This window comes from Klebsiella sp. Lac1 (assembly GCF_009825425.1).
In the GTDB taxonomy this organism is placed as follows: Bacteria; Pseudomonadota; Gammaproteobacteria; order Enterobacterales; family Enterobacteriaceae; genus Klebsiella; species Klebsiella electrica.
Map to the genome: position 1 here is coordinate 72,366 of NZ_VJZJ01000001.1, position 11,783 is coordinate 84,148.

An 11,783-nucleotide genomic window follows, 5' to 3' on the forward strand; every position below is an offset into this window, starting at 1 on the left:
CCGGGTGGCGGCGTTGCCTTACCCGGCCTACGTAACCTTAACGTCAGGAAGTCATGGTGTGGGCTTATTTACCCATTTTCACTTCGCTGACCCATTTATTGATCAACGCTTTACGGACGTCGGTTGAGCCGTATTTATCCATGTCGTAGTTGATAAGCTTCAGGTCGTCGAGCTTCAGCGAGTTCGGCGAGGTTTCGGCGCTGGTGTTGGTCAGGATCTGATAGGATTTGCCCTTTTTCCACGCCAGCTCCTGGGCCTCTTTTGACAGCACCCAGTCGACGAACAGTCTGGCGTTGTCGAGGTTGCGCGCGCCCTTGAGGATGCTGACGCCGCCAATTTCATAGCCGGTGCCTTCGCACGGTGAGATCAGCTCCAGCGGCGCGCCCTGTTCTTTTTCCAGCGAGTAGTCATGCAGGAAGCCGATGCCGATGGCGGTTTCACCACGGGCGGCGTTGCGCGCCGGGGCGATACCGGATTTGGTGTACTGCGAGACGTTGGCGTTGAGCTGTTTCAGGTAATCAAAGGCCTGGTCTTCTCCCCACAGCTGGGCGAAGGTCGCCAGCGCGGTATAGGCGGTGCCGGAGCTTTGCGGGTCGGCTATCTGGATTTCGCCTTTGTATTCCGCTTTCGTCAGATCCTTCCAGCATTTTGGCACCGGCAGGTTTTTCTCTTTCAGACGCTGGGTGTTCACGCCGAAGCCGAGGATGCCGACGTACACCGCCGAGGAGTAGTTGCCTTTCAGCTTCGCCGGATCGCGGAACTGCGCCATCACCTGCGCAAGATTGGGCGACTTATAGGGTTGCAGCAGACCCATTTCACCGGCCTGGGACTGCGGATCGAGGGTACCGCCGTACCAGACATCGGCCTGCGGGTTTTTCTTCTCGGCATCGACTTTCGCCAGCGTGCTGCCGGAGCCGTTGCGGATAAACGAGGTTTTCACGTCATATTTTTCGCCGAAGGCTTTGGTTTCGGCTTCACACATTTCGTTGGTGGCGCTGCAATAGACCACCAGACGACCTTTGGCCTGCGCCGCGCCGCTTAATGTCGCCAGCGCAATGCCGGAAGCTATCAGGGTAGTGAGCAGAGTTTTTTTCATTATTTTATCCTTTGAGCAGCAGAGGTAGTAATGCTCGCCATCAGCAGCGGCATCAGCAATAAACCCATCAGTACCGCGGCGACCGAGAGCAAACTGAACATCCCCGACCAGCCGTAGCGTTCAATGACCAGCGACAGAGGCCAGCCCGCCAGCGCTGCCCCCAGATAGGCGAACAGGCCGAGAAATCCGCTGATTGAACCCGCCGCCGCTTTGTGTCCGCACTCCACCGCCGCGAGGCCAATCAGCATTTGCGGGCCAAAAACGAAGAAGCCCACCGTAAAGAAACAGACTGCCAGCAGCGCGTAGTGATGCACCGGCGCCAGCCAGAGGGCGGCGACGGAGACCATCAGCCCCAGGGTGAACAGCAAAATCATCGGCGCCCGCTGGCCGCTGAACAGCAGATCCGACCCCCAACCGGCGAACAGCGCGCCAAGCAGGCCGCCCGCTTCAAACAGCATCACCGTGGCATTGGCGCTGAGTAAATTGACGCCGTGGCTCTCGGTTAGCCAGATGTTGCCCCAGTCGTTGAGCGCAATACGGATCAGGTAGACCAGCACGTAAGAGACGCCCAGCAGCCAGATCATGGAGTTCTTCAGCATCGTGGTACGCAGCATCTGCCACAGTCCCATCGGCGGGCTTTGCTGCTCCTGACGCAGTTCTAAGGGGTCGTTACGCCAGGTGCCCACTGACGGCAATCCCTCTTCCTCTGGCGTGCCTTTCAGTTGCAGCGTTAACCAGATTCCCAGAGCCATGCTGATTATCCCTGGCATCAGCATCGCCGCCTGCCAGCCCCACCAGTGGGCGGCAAAGGCGCTAATCAGCGGGATAATCGCCCCGCCAATGTTGATAGACATATTCCAGCAGCCCCACCAGAAGCCGCGTTCGTTGCGCGAATACCAGTGGGTCAGCAGGCGGGCGCAGGGCGGCCATCCCCAGCCCTGAAAGAAGCCGTTCAGCGTCCAGACCGCCAGCAGCAGTGGTAACGACTCGCCAAAGGCGAACACCACGTTCAGCAGGCCGGTGGCGAACAGGCCTGCGCCCATAAACCCGCGCTGCCCGTGGCTGTCATGCCACAGCCCGGCGGTAAATTTCGACAGGCCGTAGGCCAGGTAAAACAGCGACCCCAGCAGGCCGATATCGCCTTTATCCAGCCCCAGATCCGTTTGCAGCGCCGGTAGCACGTAGTTGACGCTTTTACGCGTCAGATAAAACGCGGCATAGCCGATCACCATGTACATCAGCAATTGTGGACGCAGCGTCCGGTAATGTTGGGTGATGTCGCTTGCTGAGCGTGCGTGCATGGCCGTCTCCGTTTTGCTGACTATAAGAAAGTGAATTCGAAAGGGGATGAGAGAAAGTCCGCAGTGGCTAAGACTTTTTCCTGGTCAGAAGGTGATTTGTTGCAAATTTGTGGGCAGGTTAACAATTACCCGCGTCCCGCGCTGCGATTCCAGCGTCAGCTCGCCCCCGAGGGCGCTGACCCGCTCGCGCATCCCCTGAATGCCAAAACCGGCCATGTTGTCGGCACTGATCCCCACACCGTTGTCGGTCACGTCCAGATGCAGCACATCTCCCTGCTGACGCAGGACAATCCGCACCTCGCTGGCTCCGGCGTGTTTACAGACGTTGTTGAGCAACTCCTGTAACAACCGGTAGAGAGTGAAGCGCACCGTTTCATTTTCGGGCGTGGCGGTAAGCTGATAGTCAAACTGGCAACGAATACCGCGCTCGGCAAAGGCAAACTCGTTGAGCAGATGGTGCAACGCTTCTTTAAACGACAGTTCGTCCAGGGCCGGGGGGCGTAGCTGGCGCAACAGCTGGCGGGTAGAGTGGTGGATCCGGCGGGCGAGATCGTTGATCTGGCTGGCGGCGGCCTGAGTCTGCGCCGGATCGCGCGCCCGTTTCACCAGCTGCGACTGGATCTGAATGGCGGTGATGTTCTGGCCGATTTCGTCGTGCAGTTCGCGCGCCAGACTCTTGCGCGTATCTTCTTCGGTATGCACCAGTTTCTCGGCCAGCGCCCGTCGCGCCGCCAGCTCCGTTTCCAGCCGCTGGCGGTAGTGGTGCAGGTTTTGCGCCAGGTGCTGCTGGCGGCTGATGGCGATCCCCAGACCAATCCCCAGTAATGCCTGGGTCGCCAGGAAAATTTCCAGCTCCACCAGATTGCTGAAGCCGACGCCAACCTGGCGGGCGATGGTGATCATCATGCTGCCCAGCAGGCCGGAGAGGACGCCGCCCTGCCAGCCGAACTTCCACGCCATCACCACGTTTGGCAAAAACACCACAATTAACAGCAGGCGCTCGATTTCCGGCGACAGCACCATTTGGGTGCCGATGCCGATGATAAAGAACAGGCTGCACCAGATAATTAACGAGGTACGCAGCGGCGGGTTGTTAGTATCCAGCCCCAGCAGATGATAGCGGTGCTGCTGGCGCAGAAATTCAAAAACCAGATAGACGAACGGGGTCAGCAGTACGCCGCCGGTAAACGAGGCCAGCCCGAGCATCATCGCCGGGCTTTTGACCCACGGCGAGAGCAGGACCGTGTTGATTAACGAACTTGCGGTCACCGTCGCCAGCAGCAGCGTCAGCCGCTGCCAGTAGAGGGGAAAACGATGCCAGAACTGTTGGGCGAGAGCGGCAGGGAGCAGGCTAATCAACGGCGCAGCCAGCAGAATATAGCCGTTCAGCAGCTGTTCGCCGCGCAGCCAGAGCAGCATCAGCAGAGGGGGGATCACCAGTGCGGGCCAGTAGCGGCGCGAAAGCAGGATCAGCAGCGCCAGATAAACGCCGTGCGGTAAAAACAGCGCCGCCTGCTGGCCGCTATGGGTCAGGTAAAACCCCAGCGTCCACAGCATCAGCCAGCCGCTACCCCAGGCCAGGACGATGAACAGCGAAATGACCCCATGGCGAAGGCTGCGCGACATCAATGCCCTGCCAGCAGCTGATGGTCGAGAGCGAAGTGCACCAGTTCAATCGTGCTTTGGCATTGCAGCTTGCCCAGCACGTTGGCGCGATGAACATGTACCGTTTTGTGGCTGAGGTCGAGCTGGAAGGCAATCTCTTTTACGCTGTCGCCTTTGACCAGTAAATCAAACACTTCGCGCTCGCGCGGGGTGAGCACTTCCAGCACCTGCGCCGGCTGTTGCCCGCCGCGCAACGCCCTGAGTGCATCGGCGCACAGGTAATGGCCGCCCATGCCGACGGAACGTACCGCCTGCACTAACTCTTCCGGTCCGCAGCGCTTGGTCAGATAGCCGCTGGCGCCCGCATCAAGCGCGCTCTGTACGAACGTCGGGGTGTCGTAAATGCTGAGAATAATGGCGCGAAACTGCGGCTTTTGCGCGCGCAGACGCTTGAGCAAACTAAGGCCGTTTTCATCCGGCATGGCGATATCCATCACCGCCACGTTGATGTCATCGCGCAATAACGCAGGCCAGGCTTGCGCCGCGCTGCTGAACTGGCCAACAACGTCAAGATCCTCTTCGAGGCTGAGTAGCTGCGCAAAACCGGAACGCACCACCACATGGTCATCGACCAGCACCACACGAATCATGTTTCTGCTCTCTTACTGAATCATGGCCCTATGATGCCTGCCGCCGCTGTGCTGGCAATCTTCGAGGTGCGGATATGTAACGAATGTAACGAAATCTTAATACACGTCATCCTTCAGGCTGCCTCTCTGCGAGGGCAGCCTGCGGCTGTACAAATTCGTTCCCTTGCCGCCTCGACGCATCTTGAATGATTTTGTGTATAAGCATTGCCGTTTTTTTTCTAAAAACGCTTTGTTCTTAGCCAGAATTTTTAATTACTTCATCAAACGTATCGCACCGGAAATACTGCACCCATAACAACTATGGGAAGCAGACACTATGGCACTATCATCGCGTATCACACTTATCGCCACACTGGCGCTGGCGGCATTTCAGGCGCAGGCGGTCAACGTCACCGTCGCGTATCAGACTTCCGCTGAACCGGCGAAAGTCGCCCAGGCGGATAACACCTTTGCCAAAGCGAGCGGCGCCACCGTCGACTGGCGCAAATTCGACAGCGGTTCAAGCATCGTGCGGGCGCTGGCTTCCGGCGATGTGCAAATCGGCAACCTCGGCTCCAGCCCGCTGGTGGTCGCCGCCACGCAGCAGGTGCCGATTGAAGTGTTCCTGCTGGCGTCAAAGCTTGGCAACTCTGAAGCGCTGGTGGTGAAGAAGAGCATCAGCAAACCGCAAGACCTGATCGGCAAACGCATCGCTGTCCCTTTTATCTCCACCACCCATTACAGTCTGCTGTCGGCGCTCAAACACTGGGGCATTAAGCCGGGCCAGGTGCAGATTATCAACCTACAGCCGCCGGCGATTATTGCCGCCTGGCAGCGCGGCGACATCGACGGCGCCTACGTCTGGGCGCCGGCAGTGAACGAACTGGAAAAAGAGGGCAAAGTGCTGACCGACTCATCCCAGGTGGGGGAATGGGGCGCGCCGACGCTGGATGTCTGGGTGGTACGCAAAGATTTTGCCGAGAAACACCCTGAGATTGTGAAAGCCTTTGCCAAAAGCGCTATCGATGCCCAGCAACCGTATATTGCCAACCCGGATGCGTGGCTGAAGCAGGCGGATAATATTAGCAAGCTGTCGCGCCTGAGCGGCGTGCCGGATGCCGATGTTCCGGGGCTGGTAAAAGGCAATACCTATCTGACCGCCGCCCAGCAGGTGCAGGAGCTGAACGGGCCGGTGAATCAAGCCATTATCGACACCGCGAAGTTTCTTAAAGAACAGGGCAAAGTGCCCGCCGCCGGGAACGATTACAGCCAGTACGTTACCGACCGTTTTGTGAAGTAAGGGGGCCACGATGCTGCAAATCTCGCATCTTTCCGCCGACTACGGCGGCAAACCAGCGCTGGCGGATATCAACCTGACGCTGGACAGCGGCGAACTGCTGGTGGTCCTCGGCCCCTCCGGCTGCGGGAAAACCACGCTGCTGAATCTGATTGCCGGATTCGTGCCTTATCAGCACGGCAGCATCACCCTTGAAGGCCTGCGGGTACAAGGGCCGGGCGCCGAGCGCGGCGTGGTGTTTCAGCATGAAGGGCTGCTGCCGTGGCGCAACGTACAGGATAACGTCGCGCTGGGACTCCAGCTGGCGGGCGAGGATAAAGCCGTCCGCCGGGAAACCGCGGCGCGGATGCTGAAAAAAGTCGGCCTCGAAGGCGCGGAAAAGCGCTTTATCTGGCAGCTCTCCGGCGGCCAGCGCCAGCGGGTCGGCATCGCCCGTGCGCTGGCGGCAAACCCGCAGCTGCTGTTGCTGGATGAGCCGTTTGGCGCGCTGGATGCCTTCACCCGCGAACAGATGCAAACCCTGCTGCTTGCCCTGTGGCACGAGACCGGCAAGCAGGTGCTGCTGATTACGCATGATATTGAAGAGGCGGTATTTATGGCGACCGAACTGGTGCTGCTGTCGCCGGGACCGGGCCGGGTGCTGGAGCGGCTGCCGCTCGATTTTGGCCGCCGCTTTGTCGCCGGCGAACCCTGCCGCAGCATCAAATCGGACCCGCAATTTATCGCACAGCGTGAATATGTCCTGAGCCGGGTATTTGAACAACGGGAGGCCTTCTCATGAGCGTGGTGATTCATGACAAACCACAGCCGCGGACGCTGAAGTGGCGCTGGCCGCTCTCCCGCCAGCTGACGCTGAGTTTCGCCACGCTGGCGGTGCTGCTGGCGATCTGGTGGGGGGTTACCGCCCTACAGCTGATTAGCCCGCTGTTTCTGCCGCCGCCGCAGCAGGTATTACAGAAACTGATCGCCATTGCCGGTCCGCAGGGCTTTATGGATGCCACCCTCTGGCAGCATCTGGCGGCGAGTCTGGCGCGGATCGCGATCGCTCTGGTCGCGGCGACGATCCTGGGCGTACCGGTCGGGATCGCCATGGGCCTGAGTCCGACGATCCGCGGGATTCTCGATCCGTTGATCGAACTGTATCGACCGGTGCCGCCGCTGGCGTGGCTGCCGCTGGTGATCATTTGGTTCGGCATTGGCGAAACGCCCAAAATCTTACTGATTTATCTCGCGATTTTTGCGCCGGTGGTGATGTCGACGCTGGCGGGAGTGAAAAGCGCCCAGCAGGTGCGTATTCGCGCCGCGCAATCTTTAGGCGCCAGCCGGGCGCAGGTGCTGTGGCTGGTGATTTTGCCCGGTGCATTACCGGAAATTCTCACCGGCCTGCGCATCGGGCTGGGGGTGGGCTGGTCAACGCTGGTGGCTGCCGAACTGATTGCCGCCACCCGCGGATTAGGTTTTATGGTGCAGTCCGCCGGTGAGTTCCTCGCCACCGATGTGGTGCTGCCCGGCATCGCGGTGATTGCGATCATCGCCTTTTTACTGGAACTGGGGCTGCGCGCGTTGCAGCGTCGCCTGACGCCCTGGCATGGAGAAGTCCAATGAGCGAACGTTTAAGCATTACCCCGCTGGGGCCATATATTGGCGCGCAGATATCCGGCGTCGATATCACCCGCCCGCTGAGCGACAACCAGTTTGAGCAGCTGTATCACGCGGTGCTGCGCCATCAGGTGGTGTTCCTGCGCGAGCAGAATATCACCCCCCGGCAGCAGCGGGATCTCGCCCTGCGTTTTGGCGACCTGCATATTCATCCGGTTTATCCCCATGCGCCGGGCGTGGATGAGATTATCGTTCTCGATACCCACGACGATAATCCGCCGGATAACGATAACTGGCACACCGATGTCACCTTTATCGAGACGCCGCCCGCCGGGGCGATCCTGGCGGCAAAAGAGCTGCCTGCAACCGGCGGCGATACCCTGTGGACCAGCGGTGTTGCGGCGTATGAGGCGCTCTCTGAACCCTTTCGCCAGCTGCTAGGCGGCCTGCGGGCGGAACATGATTTCCGTAAATCGTTCCAGGAGTATAAATACCGCAAAAGCGAAGAGGAGCATCAGCGCTGGCAGGAGGCGGTCGTGAAAAACCCGCCGCTGCTGCATCCGGTGGTGCGGACTCATCCGGTGACCGGCAAGCAGGCGCTGTTTGTTAACGAAGGGTTCACCACCCGCATTGTCGACGTGACGGAAAAAGAGAGCGCGACGCTGCTCAGTTTCCTGTTTGCCCACGTCACGAAGCCGGAGTTTCAGGTGCGCTGGCGCTGGCAGCCGAACGACGTGGCGATTTGGGATAACCGCGTGACGCAGCATTATGCGAATGCGGATTACCTGCCGCAGCGCAGGATTATGCACCGGGCGACGATTCTGGGGGATAAGCCGTATTACCGGGCGGGGTAATTTTTATCGCCTGTACCCGGCTAAGGCGCAATGCGCCGCAAGCCGGGAAATGAGCAAGTTACCGGGCAAACGCAACGCGCCGCCTCCGGGAAGAGGCTTTTATGCCGATTTTGGCGCGTCTAAATGGGTGCCAATATAGCGCTGATAGCGATTGGCCTTCAGATAGGTCAAATCCACCAGCACCAGACCATCGACGCAATTGTTGAAATCCGGGTCGCTGCCGAAATCGATAAACTGCACGCCGCCCGGTTCGCACACTTCAGAATACTGCTTATACAGCGGCGGAATCGCACAACCGAGGTTGCCGAGCAGGGATTTCAGTCTGGCTAAGTCATCGTTGTAATCCTCGCCACCAAACTGCGCCAGCACATCGGGGAGTGAGGCCGGATAAGGGCGACGAGACTTTGCTAACGAATGGGTCGCCGGGAACCACAGGCGATAGAAAGCCACCAGCAGATCGCGCGCCGCGGGCGGCAGGCCACCGGAAATGGATACCGGACCGAACAGATAGCGGTAGTGCGGATACCGCGCCAGCCAGGCGCCGATGCCCGACCACAGATAGTCCAGACCGCGACGTCCCCAGTAGCGCGGCTGAATAAAGCTGCGCCCGAGCTCGATGCCGTGCTTAAGAATATCATCCATGCGCTCGTCGTAGTGGAACAGACTATAGCTGTAGATACCTTCCAGACCGCGTTTTTCCAGCTGCATGGCGGTGGGCATAAAGCGATAGGCGCCGACGATTTCCAGGTCCTCTTCGTCCCACAGAATCAGGTGCAGGTAATCGTCATCATACCCGTCGATGTCGCGGCGTTTGCCGCTGCCTTCACCGACTGCGCGAAAGGCAAATTCGCGCAGGCGACCCAGCTCACGCAGCAGCGGCGCATCTTCCTGACCGCTGCGCTGCCACAGGTAGATGATTTTGCCATCTGCCGTGCGCCCGAGACACTCCGCCTGGTTGAGTTCGCGTTTAAGCAGGGCGCGATCCTCGGGGCGCGCAATTGCGCTTTCGGTTTTGAATACCCCCGCAAGCCCCTTGCCGAATTGCTCCAGGTGGCGATAGCAACGCTCAGTCAGCTCGCGAGAAGAGCTCTGAGGGTCGAACCAGCTTGACCAGGCAATCTGTTGACCAATATTGACCGGCAGGCTGCTGTTGCGACGGCGGAACATTTGCTGCATCAGCAGGAGCAGGGGGAGGTTTTCTGAAACCAGAGTACTGGCGTAAAACAGCGCGCTGTTGTGCGCGCGGATCCACGCCGGCAGGAGCGGGGCGCGGTATTTGGCCGCCAGTTTAATAAAGCCAGAGTGCCATTTTTTATCGCGGATGCCGCGGCGCGTCAGGCGTGAGACTTCCCCTGCCGGGAAAAAGATCAGCACGCCGCCGTTTTGCAACTGGAGATCCATCTGTTGCAGCGCGGCTTTGGCGGTACGGCCGTTGATATTATCGACGGGAATAAACAGCGAGCTCAACGGTTCAAGATGAGTCAACAGGCGGTTAGTCACGACCTTGACATCGCGGCGTACGCGGGAAACGGCATAGAGTAGCGCAAGGCCATCAAGCGTGCCGGTGGGATGGTTAGCGACGATCACCAGCGGACCGTGTTCAGGGATTTGTTCCAGATCGTGCGCCGGAATAGCGCAGCGGATATTGAGATGTTCAAGCACCTGTTCGACCGTATCAAGCCCTTTCAGGTGGCGATGGCGAGCGGCAAATTGTTGAAACTCTTCCTCATGAAGTAATTTTTTGAGTAGTTTTTTTTGCCAGGGTGCAGGCCTCGCCTGAGGCCACAGGTCGTCGAGTACATTGTCGAGACTAAACATAGCGCTTCCTCCTCCGTCCTGCCCTGACAGTAGAAGGTGCAGATGTCGCTCAGATTACAGTTGAGTGAAGATTTGGGATTGGCGCGAGTTCATGTCCCCGGGTTGCGGCTGACGCCTGACCCGGGCTACGGGGCTACCGGAGCAGGCCGTAACCCCGGTAAGCGCAGCGCCACCGGGGGAAGTCTGGAGCCGTATTTAAATACCGGAGCTGTCCCGGGTTGCGGCTGACGCCTGACCCGGGCTACAGGGCTACCGGAGCAGGTCGTAGCCCCGCTAAGCGCAGCGCAACCGGGGGGAAGACAGGAGCCGTATTTAAATGCCGGAGCAGTCCCGGGTTGCGGCTGACGCCTGACCCGGGCTACAGGACTACCGGAGCAGGCCGTAGCCCCGGTAAGCGCAGCGCCACCGGGGGAAGTCAGGAGCCGTATTTAAATGCCGGAGCTGTCCCGGGCTGCGGCTGGCGCCTGACCCGGGCTACAGGGCTACCGGAGCAGGTCGTAGCCCCGGTAAGCGTAGCGCCACCGGGGGAATGGCAGGGAATTAACGCAGGATTTTCTTTTCGGCCAGATCGAGGGCGAAGTAGCTGAAGATCAGATCGGCACCAGCGCGTTTGATAGCGCCGAGGCTTTCCAGCACCACTTTCTCTTCATCAATAGCCCCCGCCTGGGCGGCAAATTTAATCATCGCGTATTCGCCGCTCACCTGATAAGCCCCCAGCGGCAGGTTGGTACGCTCGCGCAGGTCGCGCAGGATATCAAGGTATGGGCCGGCGGGTTTGACCATCAGGCAATCTGCGCCCTGAGCTTCATCCAGCAGCGACTCACGAATCGCTTCGCGGCGATTCATCGGGCTCATCTGATAGGTTTTACGATCGCCTTTCAGCGCGGTACCGGCGGCTTCGCGGAACGGGCCGTAAAACGAAGAAGCAAATTTGGTGGAGTAGGACATGATGGCCGTCTGCGTAAAACCGGCGGCGTCGAGCGCCTGGCGAATCGCCTGCACCTGGCCATCCATTGCGGCGGAAGGCGCAATAAAGTCGGCGCCAGCAGCGGCGGCAACTACCGCCTGCTTGCCAAGATTTTCCAGGGTTGCATCGTTGTCCACGCCGTGTTCGCAGAGCACGCCGCAGTGACCGTGCGAGGTGTATTCGCAAAAACAGGTATCGGACATGACGATCATCTCCGGTACGGTATCCTTACAGATGCGTGACATGCGTGCGACAAGGCCGTTCTCGTTCCAGGTATCGCTGCCGATGGCATCGGTGTGATGGGAAATACCAAAGGTCATGACCGAACGAATACCGGCGTTGGCGATACGTTCGATTTCACGGGCCAGGTATCTCTCGGGAATTCGCATCACGCCTGGCATCGCGTCAATGGTTTTGTAATCGTCGATTTCTTCTTCAACAAAGATCGGCAACACGAGGTCATTCAAACTCAGTGTTGTCTCTTCAAACATGGCGCGCAGCGCGGCGGATTGACGCAAACGGCGGGGGCGAGTGATTAAATCTGTCATGTGTTTGCCTGATTTTGTGAAATGAAAGCGCGCAGTATACCTGAATTTGCGTACGGGTGTTTTACGAAA

Annotated in this window: 10 protein-coding genes; 4 read left to right on the forward strand and 6 right to left on the reverse strand. The window is 59.2% G+C overall.

The window, feature by feature from the left end; all coding sequences use genetic code 11:
• Positions 1-64 precede the first annotated feature (64 nt).
• Genes FNY10_RS00305 through FNY10_RS00320 form a run of 4 tightly spaced genes read right to left on the reverse strand, consistent with a single transcriptional unit; the run spans position 65 to position 4,652 of the window.
• Positions 65-1,096, reverse strand: a complete 1,032-nt coding sequence (locus FNY10_RS00305; RefSeq protein WP_131049932.1) for an ABC transporter substrate-binding protein — start codon at positions 1,094-1,096, stop codon at positions 65-67.
• Entirely contained in the window at positions 1,096-2,421 is a 1,326-nt protein-coding gene (uhpC, locus tag FNY10_RS00310; protein WP_227521261.1) for an MFS transporter family glucose-6-phosphate receptor UhpC, read from the reverse strand. The genes FNY10_RS00305 and uhpC overlap by 1 nt, the downstream gene beginning before the upstream one ends.
• 60 nt (positions 2,422-2,481) lie before the next feature.
• Entirely contained in the window at positions 2,482-4,023 is a 1,542-nt protein-coding gene (locus FNY10_RS00315; RefSeq protein ID WP_141965243.1) for an MASE1 domain-containing protein, read from the reverse strand.
• Positions 4,023-4,652 carry a response regulator transcription factor gene (locus FNY10_RS00320; RefSeq protein ID WP_100683047.1) on the reverse strand — a complete coding sequence of 210 codons (630 nt, stop codon included), beginning with the start codon at positions 4,650-4,652 and terminating at the stop codon, positions 4,023-4,025. The genes FNY10_RS00315 and FNY10_RS00320 overlap by 1 nt, the downstream gene beginning before the upstream one ends.
• Positions 4,653-4,968: 316 nt before the next feature.
• Between FNY10_RS00320 and tauA the strand changes: the two genes are divergently transcribed.
• The 4 genes from tauA to tauD are packed head-to-tail and all read left to right on the forward strand — an operon-like array spanning position 4,969 to position 8,381.
• Positions 4,969-5,931, forward strand: coding sequence for a taurine ABC transporter substrate-binding protein (gene tauA / locus FNY10_RS00325; protein WP_160702229.1), 963 nt, complete (start codon positions 4,969-4,971; stop codon positions 5,929-5,931).
• A gap of 10 nt (positions 5,932-5,941) precedes the next feature.
• Positions 5,942-6,709, forward strand: a complete 768-nt coding sequence (tauB, locus tag FNY10_RS00330; protein WP_141965242.1) for a taurine ABC transporter ATP-binding subunit — start codon at positions 5,942-5,944, stop codon at positions 6,707-6,709.
• Positions 6,706-7,533: a taurine ABC transporter permease TauC gene (tauC, locus tag FNY10_RS00335; protein WP_160702227.1), complete on the forward strand. Its 828-nt coding sequence runs from the start codon at positions 6,706-6,708 to the stop codon at positions 7,531-7,533. Before tauB ends, tauC begins: the two co-directional genes overlap by 4 nt.
• Complete coding sequence (gene tauD, locus FNY10_RS00340) at positions 7,530-8,381, forward strand: taurine dioxygenase (RefSeq protein ID WP_100683051.1); 852 nt, start codon at positions 7,530-7,532, stop codon at positions 8,379-8,381. The genes tauC and tauD overlap by 4 nt, the downstream gene beginning before the upstream one ends.
• 99 nt (positions 8,382-8,480) lie before the next feature.
• Here tauD and FNY10_RS00345 read toward each other — a convergent pair whose 3' ends face one another.
• Both FNY10_RS00345 and hemB read right to left on the reverse strand, forming a co-directional pair.
• Positions 8,481-10,199, reverse strand: a complete 1,719-nt coding sequence (locus FNY10_RS00345; RefSeq protein ID WP_131049928.1) for a lysophospholipid acyltransferase family protein — start codon at positions 10,197-10,199, stop codon at positions 8,481-8,483.
• Positions 10,200-10,739: 540 nt separating this feature from the next.
• Positions 10,740-11,714, reverse strand: coding sequence for a porphobilinogen synthase (gene hemB, locus FNY10_RS00350; protein ID WP_141965241.1), 975 nt, complete (start codon positions 11,712-11,714; stop codon positions 10,740-10,742).
• Positions 11,715-11,783 lie beyond the last annotated feature (69 nt).

Excerpts from the sequence above, each read along its gene's own strand:
- FNY10_RS00320 (WP_100683047.1), bottom strand. The coding sequence starts at position 4,652 with ATGATTCGTGTGGTGCTGGTCGATGACCATGTGGTGGTGCGTTCCGGT.
- tauB (WP_141965242.1), top strand. The coding sequence starts at position 5,942 with ATGCTGCAAATCTCGCATCTTTCCGCCGACTACGGCGGCAAACCAGCG.
- FNY10_RS00345 (WP_131049928.1), bottom strand. The coding sequence starts at position 10,199 with ATGTTTAGTCTCGACAATGTACTCGACGACCTGTGGCCTCAGGCGAGG.
- tauC (WP_160702227.1), top strand. The coding sequence starts at position 6,706 with ATGAGCGTGGTGATTCATGACAAACCACAGCCGCGGACGCTGAAGTGG.
- tauA (WP_160702229.1), top strand. The coding sequence starts at position 4,969 with ATGGCACTATCATCGCGTATCACACTTATCGCCACACTGGCGCTGGCG.
- tauD (WP_100683051.1), top strand. The coding sequence starts at position 7,530 with ATGAGCGAACGTTTAAGCATTACCCCGCTGGGGCCATATATTGGCGCG.
- hemB (WP_141965241.1), bottom strand. The coding sequence starts at position 11,714 with ATGACAGATTTAATCACTCGCCCCCGCCGTTTGCGTCAATCCGCCGCG.
- FNY10_RS00315 (WP_141965243.1), bottom strand. The coding sequence starts at position 4,023 with ATGTCGCGCAGCCTTCGCCATGGGGTCATTTCGCTGTTCATCGTCCTG.
- FNY10_RS00305 (WP_131049932.1), bottom strand. The coding sequence starts at position 1,096 with ATGAAAAAAACTCTGCTCACTACCCTGATAGCTTCCGGCATTGCGCTG.